This is a genomic window from Acidovorax sp. LjRoot204 (assembly GCF_056175785.1).
In genome coordinates this window covers 1-17014 of record NZ_JBGFFF010000102.1, presented here as the reverse complement: position 1 = coordinate 17014, position 17014 = coordinate 1, and the positions used below count along the sequence as shown (strand labels likewise).

Genomic DNA, 17014 nt, shown 5'->3' with positions numbered 1-17014 from the left:
ATCTGCAGGCGCTGCGTGGCCGACTGCAAGTTCTCGAAGGTTCCGCCCCAGCTCGTCCAATAGCCGGTAGGAATCTTGATCTGGGCCAGGCCTTTCTCAGCCTCTGCGACGAAAGAGCCCACATCGCGCCCGCGCACGTTGGTGCTCACGACGATGCGGCGCTTGCCGTTTTCTCGGCTCACCTGGTTGGGGCCAGGAGCAAGCTCGAATGTTGCTACCTCGCCCAGCGGGATGAAGTTCGTTTTGGCCTCTGTCCCATTGGCAGAACGCGGCAGCGGGATAGGAAGGCGCTTCATCCCTTCGAGATCGTTGCGCAGGGATTCAGGCAGACGAACCAGGATGTCGAATCTGCGGTCGCCCTCGAACATAGTGCCGGCCTCGCGTCCACCGATAGCGGTGGCCACGGTGTCTTGAATGTCGGCAACGTTCAGACCATAGCGAGCAGCCTTCTGGCGGTCGATGTTCACGGTGAGCATCGGAAGCCCCGTCGTCTGCTCAACCTTCACCTCAGAGGAGCCCTGAATCTTCTGCAGCATTGCGGAGACTTCTTCTGCGGACTTGTTCAGGACATCCATGTCGTCGCCGAAGATCTTCACGGCTACGTCACTGCGCACCCCGGAGATCAGCTCGTTAAAGCGCAGCTGAATGGGCTGGGAGAACTCATAGTTGTTGCCCGGGATTTTCCCGATGACTTCCTGAATCGCCGCGAGTAATTCGTCGCGGGTTTTTCGAGGTTCGGGCCATTCGGCCATTGGCTTGAGCATGATGTACCCGTCCGAAATGTTCGGCGGCATGGGGTCCGAGGCAATCTCCGCAGTACCGGTTCTGGCGAAGATGCGCTCGATCTCGGGGAATTTCTCTTTCAAGGTCCTTTCAATTTGCTGCTGCATTTGGACTGACTGGGAAAGGCTGGTGCCTGGGATGCGCAGCGCCTGGATCGCAAAGTCGCCTTCATTGAGATTGGGTACAAACTCGCTGCCCATACGCGTGGCGATCAACCCGCACAAGATCACCGCAACTGCAGCTGCGGTCAGTACGACCGCCTTGGCGGCCATGACACGGTCGAGCAGTGGACCATACAAGCGCTTGGCATGGCCCAGCAGGAAGTTTTCCTTCTCGCTGACCCGATTGCCGATGAACAGGGCCACCGCTGCGGGGATGAATGTCACCGACAGAACCATGGCGCCCAGCAGTGCCGCGACCACCGTGAATGCCATGGGGTGGAACATCTTCCCTTCAACGCCTGTCAGCGCGAAGATGGGCAGGTACACCACCATGATGATGAGCTGTCCGAACAGCAATGGACGCCTTGACTCCTGGGATGCCAAAAACACCTCATGGAAGCGCTCAGCCCGCGTCAGTGGCCGACCGTGGTGCGCTTGTGCATGGGCAAGTCTCCGTACGCAGTTCTCMACGATCACCACCGCKCCGTCGATGATGATGCCGAAGTCCARCGCKCCCAGGCTCATSAGGTTGGCGCTSACCTTGTACTGAACCATACCCGTGAAGGTAAAAAGCATCGACAAGGGGATGACCATTGCCGTGATGATGGCGGCACGGATGTTGCCCAGAAAGAGGAACAGGATCACGATCACCAGAACCGCGCCTTCCAGCAGGTTCTTCTTCACCGTACTGATGGCTTTGTCAACAAGCACGGTACGGTCGTAGACAGTCACCGCGTGYACCCCCTCTGGGAGGCTCTTGTTGACTTCCAACATCTTCTTGTCCACCGCCTGCGAGACAGTCCGGCTGTTCTCGCCGATCAGCATGAACACCGTGCCGAGGACCACTTCGCGTCCGTTGTCTGTTGCAGCACCTGTGCGCAGTTCCCGGCCAAGGCCAACTTCTGCCACGTCGCGAACGCGCACAGGAACACCGTTGGCGCTGCTGAGGATCACGTTACCGATGTCTTCCAGCGACTTCACCTGACCAGGTGCACGAATCAGATACTGCTCGCCACGCTTTTCGATATAGCCCGCGCCCACATTGCCGTTGTTGCGGTCCAGCGCAGTGACCACATCCTGCAGTGTCACGCCGAGAGAAGCCAGGCGTTCAGGGATGGGCGCGATCTGGTATTCCTTGGCAAAGCCGCCRATGGAATTGATCTCGGTCACGCCAGGAACATTTCGCAGCTGTGGCTTGATGATCCAGTCCTGAATCTCGCGCAGGTCTGTCGCGGTATAGGGCGAGCCGTCGGGCTTCTTCGCCCCGTCCTTGGTTTCGACAGTCCAGAGATAGATTTCGCCCAGGCCGGTCGAGATGGGCCCCAGCGCTGGCGTGATGCCGGCAGGCAGCTTGTCGCGCGCCTCCTGGATGCGCTCGTTGACGAGCTGGCGAGCAAAATAGATGTCGGTTCCGTCTTTAAAAATGACGGTCACCTGCGACAGACCGTACCGCGAAAGCGACCTGGTCTGCTCCAGGTTTGGCAGGCCAGCCATGACCGTCTCAATGGGGTATGTAACCCGCTGCTCAGTCTCCAAAGGCGAGTAGCCTGCGGCCTGGGTGTTGATCTGAACCTGGACGTTCGTGATGTCAGGGACCGCATCGATAGGCAGCTTTTGGTAGCTGAAGACGCCAAGCGCCGCCATGCCCAGGGCCGCTAGAAGCACCAACCATCGCTGTTCGATCGAGAATCGAATGAGTTTTTCAAACATGTATGCGCTCCGCGATCAGTGCGTGTGTTCGGCAGATCCCTTGCCGAGTTCAGACTTCACGACGAAGCTGCCGGTCGAGGCGTAGGGCATACCGGCTTTGAGACCCGAGAGGACTTCGACCCGCTTGCCATCGCTTCGGCCCAGCTTCACGGGTTGAGCGATAAAGCCTCCATCAACCTTGAKGAAGACCACCGGCTTTTCCCCGACGTTTTGGACGGCGTCGGCCGAGATGGTTACAGGCGCTGCCGTTTCTTCGGACACCACCTCAACATTGACAAACAGGCCGGGACGCCAAGCGCCCTTGGGGTTGTCAAGAACCACGCGGGCTTTTGCCGTGCGGGTTTGCTCGCCAATGAGCGCTCCTACAAAAGCGACAGTGCCTGTAGCGGAGGCGTCAAAGGCGGTGGCCTTGATCGTGACCTTTTCGCCCACACGAACCGATGGCAGATCTTTCGCAGGAACATTGATCTCAGCCCACACTTGGGAAAGGTCCGAGATGGTGAAAACCGCAGCATCTTCCTTCACGGCTTCGCCGAGACTAAGGTGCTTCTCGATGACAATGCCATCAAAGGGCGCTCGCAACTCGATACGGTTCAGTCCTGCTACCGACGAGGCGGACAGGCCCATCGCGCTCAGTTTCTGATTGGCGTTGGCTACTGCGACCTCTGCTTCGCTCAAGGCCTGCTTGGCCTGCAGGTAGTCCTGCTCGGCAGAGACCTTCTGCTCCCACAGCTTTTTTTCTCGCTCGTAGGTGGTCTTTGCCAGCGTTAAGCGCTTTTGGGCCGTCTGCAGCTCGCTGCGTTGCTCGGAAGCAGTCGGGCTCGCGATCACCGCCAAAACTTGCCCTTTCTTGACCACTTGGCCCAAGCTGGCATTGACGCTTTCCACGACTCCCGCAAGCCGGGGAACAACGTGAGACGTGCGGTCTTCGTTCAAGCGTATCTCCCCGGGAAGGAGCAACGCCGTCTTGATGTTGGCTTTCACCGCAGCGTCCAGGCTGATGGATGCAGCCTTTATCTGGGCATCGGTCAGTTCGATCTTTCCTTCTTCCTTGCTCATCACGAACATGAAAGGCTCTGTGGCAGTCTGCGCAATGATCTCGATGTCGAACGCATGGGGTTCAGCAACGATCTCTCGGCTGACAAGACTGTCTTTTTCAGCGGCAAACGTCAGTTTCTGCTTTTCATCTGTCGGGCGGGTCACAGTTGCCGTGACCGTTGCAGCATTCAGGGGCCGCGGTTTATCTTTGTCGGACAGCCAGATTCGCAGTCGAGGCTCGCCACCGTCTTCAGACAACAATGCTTCCAAGCTGAAGTCGCCTTCCTTGAACACGGTACCGCCATGTGGTCCCTTGGCTTCGCTCTTTTCATGGTGTTCACCATCGGCATGCCCCTTGTCATCGTCGTGGCCCTTTTCGCTACCCTTGCCATGGTGCTCGCCGTCGCCGTGTCCCTTGGCCTCGGTATGGCCGCCGTGCCCGTGGCCATCGTCCTCGGTGGCTGCGGCTTTGGGCTTGCCGCCACCTTGCAAGATGAAGGTTCCCGCGCCGACCCCTATTGCGAGGACTACTGCAATGGCGATCAGGTGTTTTTTACTGATGGTGGATTTGCTGGAGTTCATGGTCATGCTCAGTGTTGCGTTGCGATCAGGCCGGTAACCATGCTGGCCCCGAGCAGGCGGTCGATATCAGCCGCTGCACGGTGTGCTTCGCCAAGGGCTTTGAGGTACTGGGATTTGGCTGTGAAGTAAGTGCGTTGGGCATCGAGCACTTCCAGGAAATTGAACTTACCGTTCTCGAAACCAATGGTGGCGGCGTCATAGGCCGACTTCGCACCAGGCAGAACTTCCTGCTGCAGTGACTGAACCTCTGCGGTGATCGTGGAAAGGCGCTCTCGTGCCTGCGCCACTTCGCTGTGCAGGCGCACAGTGGCTGCTTGCAGCTCATCGCGGGCCTTGTCCTCAAGTTTCAGCGCCTCCAGGAGGTTGCCTTGGTTGCGGTCGAAGACGGGAAGAGGCACAGAGACCCCGAAAAGAAGGACGTTGCGCTGCGTCTCGTTGCTGCGCTGCATGCCGACGCTGACGGTGACATCGGGGACGCGTTTGCTTTGTTCCAGGTCGGTCAAGGCCTTGCGCCGATCCACCTCGATTCGCGCAAGTACCACGCCTGGCGAAGAAGCAATCAGGGGCTGGAGATCGACGAGGCTCGGGACCGAGGGCAGGTTCTCGGCCTTGCCCTCCAGGACGGTGTAAGGCGCATCGATCCGTCCCAACAGCGCGAAAAGGCGAGACAGTGCATTGCGTTGTTCGCTTGCGGCCTGGGCGAGTTCGACGCGAACGCCGGCTTCGGCAACCCGGGCCTTGGACTCTTCCACTGGGGACACTTTGCCAGCGGCTACACGCTTTGAGACGGTATCCGTTGAAGATTTGGCCAGCGCTGCGCTGTCTCTGGCTAGTACCAATCGTTCCTGCGCAGTCAGAACATCAAAGTAAGCGGCAGCGACATTGGCCCGCACGGTGGCTTGCAGCTCGGCGAGTTGGGCCTGTGCTTGCTCGCGCGTTTTTTCGGCCGCCTTGGTGCGTGCTGCACGCTTTCCGCCCAATTCCAAGGGAAGATTGAGTTGCCAGCTTTGCGTACGTGTTTTGGAGCGTGTGTCTTCCAGCGAGTACGCGAGCTCTGGATTGGGGCGCGAGCGTCCTTGAAGAACCTGTCCTTCGGTTGCCTCCCATTGGCGCTTTGCCGCAGCCACCTCCGGATTTCCCTCCAGGGCCAGTTCGATGGCCTTGGCCAGCGACAAAGGCTCAGCTGCGGCCGCTGCAGCAGACTGAGGTGCTCGTTCGCCAACGGCTGGCCCTGGTGGCAGGCCCTGGGAAAAGGCACCGCCCGAGGCGCTCAGCCATATAGCTGCGGCGCCTGCCGCGAGCTTGATCTTTCTACCGCCGCGCCATGCGTGCGGCATCTCTTGAAGGTAAGTACCCTTGAACATCCGATTCTCCAGTGATTTCAAAACACGAGGGAATCGGCGGACTGGCAACCGTGCAGCTGCCTGGCAACTCGTCAGTCACTCCAGCTGCAACACACGCAACTGCTTCGGCCGCGATGGCGGACAAGACTGAAAAAGAAAAGTGAGATGCCCCCGCCGATCAGGCGAGGACGGACCACTGAGGGCGGTCAGGGGGCGTGGGCGCTACAGCCAGCAGGCGCTGGCCTGGGGAAGACTCCACACGGCTGTCATGGGAAAAGGCTGGCTTTGCATCTGACCAGCTCAAGGCCCCGATACCCGCGCCATGGCAAACTGAACAGTCAACATCAAATGCACCTGCACCCTGGCTGGACTTTTCGGCCTGACCATTCCCGCCTTTGGCTTCATGCTGGTGTTCGTGATGCCCCAAATGCTGCGACTGCGAGGTTGAGCTCTCATGCATGCAATAAGCAGCCACCGCAGACCAGCTGAACTGGAACGGAAGCAATGCAAGCATAAGAACGGCGATCAAGCGGCGCATTTTTGAAGTCTAGCATGCGTCATGAAGGGCGTACTGAGGCTTGGATGGCCGCTGAAGGGCACTGGGTTGGGAAATCAGCGAGCGCCGCCGTTCATGTCCAGAAGCGCCTTCTTTTCAGCTGCCGACATGTTGAGAAATTCCTGTTGGACCTGCTCACGCGTCTTTGTTGAGCCTGTTGCTTTGACTGGCAGCGCACCCCCGCGCGAAAGGACTGCCAGCGTGCCATCCTTGCGCGCTACTTCGACAGCCTGAAGCACATCGCCACGGGACATTGCGCTTTGCATGTGGTCGGGATGTGTGGTCATGCCCACTTCGCCACCAGCAGGATGGTACAGCGACGAGGCAGATGAAAATCCTGGAGCCGCAATTGTGAAGGCGATCAGAGTGAGGGCGAGGGGTTTGCGAACAGTCATGGTGTTGTCCCTTGATATCAGTTAGCCCTCGGCGATCTGCCGGGACTATGCCTTTCGACACGGAGACACTGTAAAAATCCGCGCGCGACACGGCGCCAACAGCCAGATAACAAATTCGTAAACTACGAACAGGCCGGATTCTTCGAGAATGGCAGCATGAAAATTTTGCTCATCGAAGACGAAGTCAAGCTGGCCGAGTACCTGCGCAAGGGCCTGGGAGAGGTCGGCTACGTGGTGGACGTTGCACACAATGGGGTGGATGGCCTTCACATGGCTCTGGAAGGCGTGCACGATCTGCTGGTCTTGGACGCGATGCTCCCAGGGATCGACGGCTTCAGCCTTCTAACGGCCTTTCGCAAGACCAAGCAGACTCCGGTCTTGATGTTGACAGCAAGGGTCAGCGTCGAGGATCGGGTATTGGGACTCAAGACGGGTGCCGACGACTATCTGSTCAAGCCCTTTGCGTTTTCCGAACTGAGCGCCCGCATCCAGGTGCTGCTGCGGCGGACCCATGGCGCGCGGGATGCCGCAGAGCCCACGCAACTGCGGTTGGGCGACCTGGAATTAGACCTGGTACGGCGCAAAGCGTCCCGGTGTGGCCAGCGCTTGGAGTTGACTGCGAAGGAGTTTCTGCTGCTGACTCTGTTTCTGAGAAGAAAAGGCGAAGTGCTTTCTCGCACTGAGATCGCTGAGCAGGTGTGGGACATGAATTTCGACAGCGATACCAGCGTAGTGGAAGTCGCGATCCGGCGCCTCCGTACCAAGATCGATGTTCCGTTTGACACTGCGCTGCTCCACACCATTCGCGGCATGGGATACGTGATGGAGGACCGCAACGGATGAAGGAGCTGGCCCAACATCGCTCATTGCGCCAGCGGTTGTCTTGGTGGCTGGCGCTGCAGAGCTTTGCCGGACTCGGGGTGGTCTGTCTGGCGGTGTATCTGGTGACCGAGTTCAACTTTCGTGATCGGCAAGAGGAAACGCTGGCGCAAAAGGAAAACGTCATTCGGCACTTGCTAGTGGATGGCAAGGAGCATGGGGATTCGGAAGACCTTGCGCACAAACTCGATGACTTCCTTGTTGGGCACGGAGATCTGTCGCTCGAAGTCGCGCGGGCGGACGGGATTGTTCTCTACGCCCACACCCGCAACCAGAATGCGAAGACGGTATGGCGCCAACGGCAGTTCGAAGTAGCACAGACTACGGACCAGACTCCCTCAAAGAACTTGCGCGTTCAGCTGTCGCTGGATATCCAAACCGACAACCAGTTGTTGCACCGACTTGCTCTTACCTTGCTGGTCGCAGCCATCGGTGGGGCCGTCGTTGTATCGCTAGGCGGATTCTCCCTGGTCAACTTGGGCCTGGCGCCCGTCCGAAGACTGGCCAGTCAGACGCGCGCAGTGTCGGCTGACAATCTGCATCAACGTCTCGACAGCGCCGAGCAGCCCCTTGAGCTCGTGCCTTTGATCGACCAGTTCAACGCGCTCCTTGCTCGCATTGAGAAGGCCTATTCCCAGATGGAAGGCTTCAATGCGGACGTGGCGCATGAGTTGTGCACGCCTTTGGCCACGCTCATTGCCAACAATGAACTGGCTTTGCTGCGCCCTGAGCAGGCGGATATTCGCGAGGTGCTGGCGTCCAATTTGGAGGAGCTGCACCGCCTGACGGGCATCGTCAATGACATGCTGTTCCTGTCCCAGGCGGATCGGGGTGTGGGAGCACGTCGGGCCCCCGTTGCGACTCTTGCATCAGTGGCTGCTGACGTACTGGATTACCACGAAGCGGCACTGGCCGAGGCTGGTCTCACCGCTAAGGTGGTCGGCGATGCGCATGGCGCTTTCGACGTGCCGTTGTTGCGCCGGGCCCTGTCGAACTTGCTCGGCAACGCCACCCGATACGCGAACCCTGGCTCAATCGTCCAAGTCAACCTCAGAACTATCGATGAGGGCCGTGTGTTGATCAGTGTCACCAACTACGGCAGCACTATCGATCCCGAGCTACTCCCGCAGCTGTTTGACCGATTCTTCCGTGCAGATCCGGCTCGTAGTCATGGGCAGAGTAACCATGGCCTTGGGTTGGCCATAGTAGGAGCTATTGCACGCATGCACCAGGGAAAGCCCTTTGCATCGTCAGAAAACGGGGTAACGAATGTGGGAATCGAAATCCCCCCGAATTGATGTTGTTTTTCGACGGGGTGGGGTCGATCCTGTGCCCCTGCGACTGAGTACGGACCGTTAAGAAATCCGATTTACCCAGGACAAAGCAGCCATGTTCTTTTTGCTGCTTGACTTTAAAGCTACTTGAAGGTTTCCAATTGGGCTATGAAATCAGAAACAAGCACACCTCCCACCACTGTTGACACCTGCTGCTCCTCGGGCTGTTCCAGTACCGCAGCAGTGGTCCCTGCAGCCACAAGCAGCCCGGGCCAGGGCAAGCTGTTCCGAATCGCCACCATGGACTGCAGTGCCGAAGAGTCGGAGATTCGTCGGGCGCTGGAGCCGCTTGAGGGAATCCGCTCGTTGGGTTTCCAGCTCGGCGCGCGCACGCTGAAGATCGATGCGGAGGATCGCGCCTTGCCCCTTGCGCTCGATGCCATCCGCAAGGCGGGTTTCGATCCACAGCCCGTGGTCACTGCGGCAAACACCCAGGGTAGCCAAGGCCGGGTGTTTCGCATTGCGACCATGGACTGTAGCGCCGAGGAGGCGGAGATTCGTCGGGCGCTGGAGCCTCTGGATGGGATTCGTTCTCTGGGTTTTCAGCTGGGCGCGCGGACGCTGAAGATCGATGCAGAGGAAGGCACCTACCCGTTGGCACTCGATGCCATCCGCAAAGCGGGCTTCGATCCGCAGCCAGTTCCAGGCGCCAATGGCTCCGAGGGCGGACAGGCGGGCGAACCAGCCGAAGGCGACGACCATGGACATGGTTTTGCAGGCGGCATCTCCCGGCTGGTAGCCGCGCTGGTGTTCGCCACGGGGGCTGAGGTCCTCTCGTTCTTTGCTCCCGACCAGATGGCCTGGAAAGTGGCCGGCATGGCGATTGCCGCTCTGGCTATCTGGCTGGCCGGCATCGACACCTACAAAAAAGGCATTGCGGCGCTGCTGCGCGGCAAGCTGAACATCAATGCGCTGATGTCGGTGGCCGTCACCGGCGCATTCCTCATTGGTCAGTGGCCAGAAGCCGCGATGGTGATGGCTTTGTACGCGATTGCGGAGCTCATCGAAGCCAAGGCAGTGGACCGGGCCCGAAACGCTATCAAGGGCTTGCTGGAACTGGCGCCCGAAGAGGCTTTGGTACTGGGCACCAACGGAGCATGGACCGCTACACCGGTGGCTTCGGTGGCCATCGGAGCGACCGTGCGCATCAAGCCGGGCGAACGCGTGCCGCTGGACGGTAAGGTGACCAAGGGCAATGGCGCCATCAACCAGGCCCCCGTGACTGGCGAGAGCATCCCCGTGGACAAGGCACCTGGCGACCAGGTGTTCGCCGGCACGATCAACGAGACTGGTGAGCTGGAGTTCGAGGTCACAGCCTTGTCGAGCAACACCACCCTGGCCAGGATCATCCAAGCCGTTGAGCAGGCGCAGGGCACGCGCGCTCCGACGCAGCGCTTTGTGGATCGGTTCGCCTCCATCTACACCCCCGCAGTCTTCGCCATTGCCGTGGCGGTGGCGGTCCTCACTCCTTTCCTGATGGGACTTACCTGGCTGGAGGCGCTCTACAAGGCCCTGGTCCTGCTGGTGATCGCCTGCCCATGCGCTCTGGTCATTTCCACGCCGGTCACGGTGGTCAGCGGATTGGCCGCGGGAGCGCGCCGTGGGATCTTGATCAAGGGCGGAACCTACTTGGAAGATGCCCGGCTTCTGAAGGCGGTGGCGCTGGACAAGACCGGCACCATCACCGAAGGCAAACCCAAGCTGGTGAAGTGGCAGGTGTGGGGTGCCGGTGACGAGGCAGCAGTCCAGCAGATGGCTGCCAGCCTGGCGGCTCGTTCCGACCACCCGGTTTCCAAGGCGATTGTCCAGGGCTTGGATGTAAAGGGTCCAGAAGCAGAAAGCTTCAAGGCCTTGCCTGGGCGCGGCGTCGAAGGCATGGTGAATGGTGTGCGCTTGATGCTGGGCAATCACCGACTGATCCATGAGCTAGGACTGTGCGGTCCGGAGCTGGAGGCGGAGCTGGCCACCCATGAAAAACAAGGCCGCACGGTAACCCTCCTGGCTGACGATTCAGGCGTCCTGGCGCTGTTCGCGGTAGCGGACACCATCCGTGAGACATCGAAACAGGCCATCGTCGATCTCAAGGCACTGGGTGTGACCTCGGTGATGCTGACCGGCGACAACACGGCCACCGCAAAAGCCATCGCGGCGCAGGCCGGCATTGATGACGCCCGTGGAGATCTGCTGCCCGAAGCCAAACTCGACGCCATCAAGGAAATGCAAAAGCGCTATGGCGCCACCGGCATGACCGGCGACGGCATCAACGATGCGCCGGCGCTGGCGCAGRCCGACATCGGTTTTGCCATGGGTGCGGCGGGAACCGACACGGCCATGGAAGCAGCCGATGTGGTCATCATGAACGATGACCTGCAGCGCGTCGCCGAGACGGTGCGTCTATCCAAGCGCACCCACGCCATTCTCTGGCAGAACATCACCTTGGCATTGGGCATCAAGAGCGTCTTCCTGGTGATGGCGGTCGTTGGCACGGCCACCATGTGGATGGCGGTCTTCGCGGATATGGGAGCGAGCTTGCTGGTGGTGGGCAATGGCCTGCGCCTTCTTCGAAGGGTACGAGGGTAGCCAGACCGCATAGTTGGCTGAACATGCTCACTTCCACGAGCTAGTTTCGGCGCTATGAGCCGACCGCCTTGGCTCTTGAGCGGAAGCGTTGGCCACACAAAAAAACCAAGACTTCATACTATCCACTGCAATACGCACCAAAATGACAACGGCCATTTCGGGAAGTCTGTTGCGGGAGGTCGCCCGTTTGTTCACACAATCGCAAAGTAGGTCAGTGGAACGCAACAGCAAGATGAACAGCCAATGCAATCTGCTCGCCGAACTGGAGCGCTCCGGGACGCTTGCGATGACTGAACTGGGCAGGCGGGTTGGACGCGAAAAAAGTTGGGTGTCGCGTTCTGTTGACGCACTGGCGACCCGTGGTCTGGTCGTCAAGGAGCCCAATCCCGCCGATTCCCGGAAATGGTTGGTCACGCTCACCGACGAAGGGTTTCAGTCAGTCAATCATTGGAATGCTGCCCTGGATGACCACGCAGTGCAATTGCTTGCCTGCCTGAGTGAGCGGGATCGTGCCGCAGTCGAGAAATCCCTTCTGTTGTTGTTGACGGCCCTGAGAGAAGACCAATCAGTCTACTGACTGATTCCTTCAATCAAGGATTTCGGATGCAAGCCGCCACCCCTGACCGATGCTGGCGCCTTTTGGACTGCGTACCTCGATGGTCGAGCCAGGGTGTGTGATTTTGGAGCGTGCCACTCATCACGGCCATTGGGGCGAATCGCATTTCCCGAGCCGCCACTCGCCATGCAAATAGGAGTGGATTTAGCCGGCTTATATTTCAATAATTGGTGTATTATTGAGAAATGAATGAGCCTGAAGTTGTCCGCTCGCTTGCAGCGCTTGCTCAAGAGGTACGCCTCCGTGTCTTCCGCGCACTCGTCGTGGCAGGCAAGGATGGTCTCACCCCTGGCGCAATCTCCGAGCAGCTGGGAGTAGCCTCCAACACCCTGTCGTTTCACCTCAAAGAGTTGGCCCATGCTGGCCTGGTGAGCCAGGAGCGCCACGGGCGCAACCTGGTGTATCGCGCCTCGTACCAGACCATGAACGGTCTGCTGGCCTACCTGACAGAAAACTGTTGCCAGGGTGCGCTATGCCTCACTGAAGAGGCCGCCTCCTGCAACTGCTGAGGGTTCCCTGTAGGGCAATCCATGCCCCAAGCGCCTGTGCGCTCAGCCCAGATTCACCTATCTCACCACCATTGACCCTGGAGTTCACCATGAGCGCAACCCCACAACCCTTGAAAGTTCTCTTTCTTTGCACACACAACTCGGCGCGCAGCATCCTGGCCGAAGCGCTGCTCAATGACATGGGTGCCGGTCGGTTCAAGGCCTACTCCGCTGGGAGCAGCCCACGCGACAACCAGCAGCCCAACCCCCTCGGACTGCAGGTGCTGCAAAAAGCAGGCATTTCCACCGAAGGCCTGCGCAGCAAGAGCTGGGATGAGTTCGCCACGCCCGACGCGCCCCAGATGGACCTGATCATCACGGTGTGCGACAACGCGGCGGGCGAGGTCTGCCCCATCTGGCTAGGCCACCCCGCCACAGCGCACTGGGGCTATGCAGACCCCAGCGAGGGCGACGGCACGGACGAGCAGCAACTTGAAGCCTTCCGCCAGACGCTGCACGCCATGAAGCGTCGGCTCGAACTGCTGGTTAGCCTTCCCGAAGACAAGCTGGCCAAGGCGGTGCTTCAGACCACCGCTCGCCAACTGGTCACAAACTGAGAAACGGGATGCAGAAATCCAGCATGAGCGTGTTCGAGCGCTACCTCACCGTGTGGGTGGTGCTGTGCATCGTGGTGGGGATCGGGTTGGGCCAGGTGTTTCCTGGAACAGCACGCGCGATTGGTGCGTGGGAAGTCGCCCGCGTGAACATTCCGGTGGGCCTGCTCATCTGGGTGATGATCATTCCGATGCTGCTCAAGGTGGACTTCGCCGCCCTGGGCGAAGTGCGCAACCACATGCGCGGCATCGGGGTCACCTTATTCGTGAACTGGCTGGTCAAGCCATTCTCCATGGCTTTTCTGGGCTGGCTGTTCATACGTCAGTGGTTTGCCCCATACCTGCCAGCTGACCAGATCGACAGCTACATCGCTGGCTTGATCCTGCTGGCCGCCGCCCCGTGCACCGCCATGGTGTTCGTGTGGAGCCGTCTCACGGGGGGCGACCCGCTGTTCACGCTGTCCCAGGTCGCGCTGAACGACAGCATCATGATCGTCGCGTTCGCGCCGCTCGTGGCTTTCCTGCTGGGCCTGTCGGCAATCACGGTGCCGTGGGACACGTTGCTCACCTCTGTCGTCCTGTACATCTTGATTCCCGTTGTGCTGGCCCAATGGTTGCGCCGGGCACTGCTGGCCCGAGGTCAAGCCGTGTTCGACGCTGCGCTGCATCGCATTGGTCCCTGGTCCATTGCTGCGCTACTGCTCACCCTGGTGCTGCTGTTCGCGTTCCAGGGCGAGGCCATCCTGCAGCAGCCCCTGGTCATCGCATTGCTGGCCGTACCCATCCTGATCCAGGTGTTCTTCAACTCGGCACTGGCGTATTGGCTCAATCGCGCAGCGGGAGAAAAGCATGCCATTGCCTGCCCATCAGCATTGATCGGTGCTTCCAACTTCTTCGAGCTGGCCGTGGCGACAGCCATCAGCCTGTTCGGTTTTCATTCGGGTGCGGCCCTGGCCACGGTGGTGGGGGTGCTCATCGAGGTGCCGGTCATGCTGCTGGTGGTCAAGGTCGTGAACTCTTCAAAGGACTGGTATGAATCCGGATCTTCCCAACGTTGATGCCACGCTCTTCGAGCAGGCCGATCTTGAGCGACTGGTGCCCGCACAGCGTTCTACCCATGCACCCCGCATCCTGCTGCTCTACGGCTCTGTGAGAGAGCGCTCCTATAGCCGATTGCTGACCGAAGAGGCTGCGCGACTGCTGCGCGCCCTCGGTGCTGAAACCCGCATCTACGATCCGCGAGGGCTGCCACTGCCGGACGCAGAGCCCGACAGCCATCCGAAGGTGGTGGAGTTGCGAGAGCTGGCCCAATGGGCGGAGGGCATGGTCTGGACCTCACCGGAGCGCCATGGCGCGATGACCGGCATCCTGAAGATGCAGATCGACTGGATACCTCTGTCCGTGGGGGCCGTGCGGCCGACCCAGGGCAAGACCCTGGCGGTGATGGAAGTCTCGGGTGGCTCGCAGTCGTTCAATGCCGTCAATCAGATGCGGGTACTGGGTCGGTGGATGCGCATGATCACCATCCCCAACCAGTCGTCGGTCGCAAAAGCCTTTTTGGAGTTCGACGAAAGTGGCCGCATGAAGCCATCAAGCTACTACGAGCGTGTGGTGGATGTAATGGAAGAGCTGGTGAAGTTCACGCTGCTGACCCGCGATAGTGCAGACTATCTGGTGGATCGGTATAGTGAGCGACGCGAGAGTGCAGACGCGCTGTCAAAGCGGGTGAATCAGCGCAGCATTTGACTGGCAGTGCTCAGGGCGCCGGCAGGCAGCTGGAGTACAGCTCCTCCGTGCGAAGAATCCTTGTCATTTGCTTGATATTGCTGGGCAGCGTTTTCCTGACCCAGACGGTATCGGCAAATCGAACAACCTTAACACTCCAGGCCCCAGATCAAGGAGTGGATCGGCCAATGCAATGGGGTGACACACGCCGTCGGCAGTTAAAAGCGATAGCCGAGCGCCATTTGGCGGAAGCTACGGGAAATTGTCGAGATGAAATCGGCGTTAGAGCAGTTGGTTTCTGTGTGCGCAGGTGACGAACATGCCCATTGCGCGATTCTGGAAAACCTCGCCGCAGACAGTCCCTCGGCCCCCAATCACAGTGCTAGCTTTGTCAAACCGAAGCGTCGCGGTGCCAAGGCCGCCCCCGCTCACTCTGGGGTAACCAACAAGCCGACAACCAGTCATTTGGATCTCATGACATGGATGCGTGGCGTACACGTGCATCGGAGCGGGCATTGAACTAGGCCGTGAGGTGGCTTGCAGAGCCATCACCTTGCACCACGATTGCGGCCAGCCCGTACTTGGGCGGGCCACGCTTGTGGCCCACCTGTTTGCATTACTTAGGCGTGGAGCCCGGAGTGGCTTCCTTGTGCGGCATGGCTTCACGCGCATTGGCCTTTTCCTGACCACGGGCTTCGGCCTTGCTGGTGTCCGCAAGGCCAGAGCCTTCACCCCGCGCTGTACCGCCATCCTTGGTCCGCTTCACACCGGTTGCAGGACGGGCTTTCTTGTGGTCTTCGCCATGCGCTTGCGCCTTGGAGTTGGTATAGGGCGTGGCTTCCTGGGTGTCGCCAGCGGCGAATGCGGACGATGCGGCCGTCAGAGTCAGAGCAATAAGGAGCGTTTTCATGAATTTTGCTTGGTAGTTTGAGGTATGAGCGAAAGCGCACCCCCTTCTTGGGGGCGCCGTGAAACACTTCTATCCCTACTTGGCAGGTTCGATGGCAGTGACGACCATCTTTCCACCCTCGTTGATCACCATGAAGCGGATCTTGTCGCCAACCTGAGTCTTGTCGAGCAGGGCCTTGTCCTTGGCTGTGAACACCATGGTCATCCCCGGCATCTCTAGATGTTTGATGTCGCCATGCTTGATGGTGATTTTTCCAGCGTCCTTGTCGATCTTTCGCACTTCTCCATCTGTCATGGAGGCCGCAGCCATGGCAGCTGGCTTGCCAGCGTCGCCCGTGGCCTGCGCCGTGGCCGACAGCGGCATGAGGGCGGCCAGCGACAACATCGCGCCGATCAAAAGACTGTTTGCGTTTTTCATAGGAACTCCTTGTTCAATCGCGTAGAAGGCTTTTCCGCTTACTTCTTCACCACCGTGACCTGGCCCTTCATGCCCGCGTCGTAATGGCCTGGGTAAAGGCAGGCAAACTTGACTTCACCAGCCTTTGTGAACTGCCAGATGATTTCGCCTTGCTTGCCTGGGGCCAGCGACACTTTGCTGGGTTCGTCATGCTCCATATCCGGGAACTTCTTCATCGTCTCGTAGTGTTCCTTGAGTTCGGCATCGGTGCCCAAGCTGAACTCGTGTTTGACCTGGCCACTGTTCTTGATCACGAACTTGACCGTTTCGCCCTGCTTGACGGAAATCGCTGCAGGCGTGAAGCGCATGGTGTCCGCCATGTCCACGTTGATCGTACGGGTCACCTTGGCAGCTTTGCCGGGCTGGCCAATAGCTGATTCAGCGCTGCCATGGCCGTGGGCGCCGCCGCCGTCGTGACCACCACCGTGGTTGCCACCCGCAAAGCTGTTGAAAGACAGAGCCACCAGGGTTGAGGCAGCGATCAGGGAAAGGGTGCGTTTCATATTTACCTTGGGTTGTTGATGGGGAAAGCAGGCGATCAGTGGCCGCCGTGCGAGGACGGCTTTTTGACCTTGACGACGGTGTCCGAACTGGACTTCTCTTTGCGGGGCATGGATTGGCCGCCTTCCGCCTTGAAGCGGGCAGGCTCCGCCATCGGACCGGTGTACTCGTAGGCCACCGTGCCCTCCGGGTTTTTGTACCAACCCGGGTTTTTGTAGTCGCCCGGCTTCTGGTCGCGGCGTACTTTGAGGACGCTGAACATTCCGCCCATTTCGACCGAGCCGAACGGGCCTTCTCCGGTCATCATCGGGATGGTGTTGTCCGGAATGGGCATTTCCATTTC

At 59.5% G+C, this 17014-nt stretch carries 16 protein-coding genes and 1 pseudogene; 8 read left to right on the top strand and 9 right to left on the bottom strand.

Annotation, left to right across the window (positions count from 1 at the left end; translation table 11 throughout):
• The 5 genes from AC04MI_RS17085 to AC04MI_RS17065 form a co-directional block, all read right to left on the bottom strand.
• Positions 1–2654: CusA/CzcA family heavy metal efflux RND transporter (locus AC04MI_RS17085; protein WP_476498226.1), on the bottom strand; the 2654-nt coding region annotated here is incomplete at its 3' end.
• A gap of 15 nt (positions 2655–2669) precedes the next feature.
• Positions 2670–4280, bottom strand: a complete 1611-nt coding sequence (locus AC04MI_RS17080; RefSeq protein ID WP_476498225.1) for an efflux RND transporter periplasmic adaptor subunit — start codon at positions 4278–4280, stop codon at positions 2670–2672.
• A gap of 2 nt (positions 4281–4282) precedes the next feature.
• A complete protein-coding gene (locus tag AC04MI_RS17075) occupies positions 4283–5638 on the bottom strand; it encodes a TolC family protein (RefSeq protein ID WP_099730244.1) in 1356 nt (451 codons plus the stop codon).
• 157 nt (positions 5639–5795) lie between these two features.
• Entirely contained in the window at positions 5796–6155 is a 360-nt protein-coding gene (czcI, locus tag AC04MI_RS17070) for a cation efflux protein, CzcI family (protein ID WP_099730243.1), read from the bottom strand.
• 74 nt (positions 6156–6229) lie between these two features.
• Positions 6230–6568, bottom strand: a complete 339-nt coding sequence (locus AC04MI_RS17065) for a DUF4148 domain-containing protein (protein ID WP_069103149.1) — start codon at positions 6566–6568, stop codon at positions 6230–6232.
• Between the two features lie 156 nt (positions 6569–6724).
• On the opposite strand from AC04MI_RS17065, the gene AC04MI_RS17060 reads away from it, so the two are divergent.
• From AC04MI_RS17060 to arsH, 8 genes are all read left to right on the top strand, one after another.
• Entirely contained in the window at positions 6725–7411 is a 687-nt protein-coding gene (locus tag AC04MI_RS17060) for a heavy metal response regulator transcription factor (RefSeq protein ID WP_476498224.1), read from the top strand.
• Positions 7408–8745 (top strand): heavy metal sensor histidine kinase, encoded by a 1338-nt coding sequence (locus AC04MI_RS17055; protein ID WP_082836287.1) that lies wholly within the window; start codon positions 7408–7410, stop codon positions 8743–8745. Before AC04MI_RS17060 ends, AC04MI_RS17055 begins: the two co-directional genes overlap by 4 nt.
• 219 nt (positions 8746–8964) lie before the next feature.
• Entirely contained in the window at positions 8965–11361 is a 2397-nt protein-coding gene (locus tag AC04MI_RS17050; protein WP_476498227.1) for a heavy metal translocating P-type ATPase, read from the top strand.
• Between the two features lie 142 nt (positions 11362–11503).
• Positions 11504–11938, top strand: coding sequence for a MarR family winged helix-turn-helix transcriptional regulator (locus AC04MI_RS17045; protein WP_024815622.1), 435 nt, complete (start codon positions 11504–11506; stop codon positions 11936–11938).
• 224 nt (positions 11939–12162) lie between these two features.
• Complete coding sequence (locus AC04MI_RS17040) at positions 12163–12486, top strand: ArsR/SmtB family transcription factor (RefSeq protein WP_063459325.1); 324 nt, start codon at positions 12163–12165, stop codon at positions 12484–12486.
• 89 nt (positions 12487–12575) lie between these two features.
• Positions 12576–13082 (top strand): arsenate reductase ArsC, encoded by a 507-nt coding sequence (locus tag AC04MI_RS17035; RefSeq protein ID WP_063459417.1) that lies wholly within the window; start codon positions 12576–12578, stop codon positions 13080–13082.
• A gap of 8 nt (positions 13083–13090) precedes the next feature.
• Positions 13091–14137, top strand: coding sequence for an ACR3 family arsenite efflux transporter (gene arsB / locus AC04MI_RS17030; protein WP_197506379.1), 1047 nt, complete (start codon positions 13091–13093; stop codon positions 14135–14137).
• Positions 14112–14825 carry an arsenical resistance protein ArsH gene (arsH, locus tag AC04MI_RS17025; protein ID WP_055396770.1) on the top strand — a complete coding sequence of 238 codons (714 nt, stop codon included), beginning with the start codon at positions 14112–14114 and terminating at the stop codon, positions 14823–14825. Before arsB ends, arsH begins: the two co-directional genes overlap by 26 nt.
• Before the next feature lie 595 nt (positions 14826–15420).
• Here arsH and AC04MI_RS17020 read toward each other — a convergent pair.
• The 4 genes and pseudogenes from AC04MI_RS17020 to AC04MI_RS17005 form a co-directional block, all read right to left on the bottom strand.
• Positions 15421–15714 carry a hypothetical protein gene (locus AC04MI_RS17020; protein WP_055396768.1) on the bottom strand — a complete coding sequence of 98 codons (294 nt, stop codon included), beginning with the start codon at positions 15712–15714 and terminating at the stop codon, positions 15421–15423.
• A gap of 75 nt (positions 15715–15789) precedes the next feature.
• Complete coding sequence (locus tag AC04MI_RS17015) at positions 15790–16131, bottom strand: copper-binding protein (protein ID WP_099730242.1); 342 nt, start codon at positions 16129–16131, stop codon at positions 15790–15792.
• A 38-nt stretch (positions 16132–16169) separates the two neighbouring features.
• Positions 16170–16673: a cupredoxin domain-containing protein gene (locus AC04MI_RS17010; RefSeq protein WP_069103145.1), complete on the bottom strand. Its 504-nt coding sequence runs from the start codon at positions 16671–16673 to the stop codon at positions 16170–16172.
• 35 nt (positions 16674–16708) lie between these two features.
• Positions 16709–17014 (bottom strand): annotated as a pseudogene (locus AC04MI_RS17005) (copper oxidase); the annotation flags it as partial.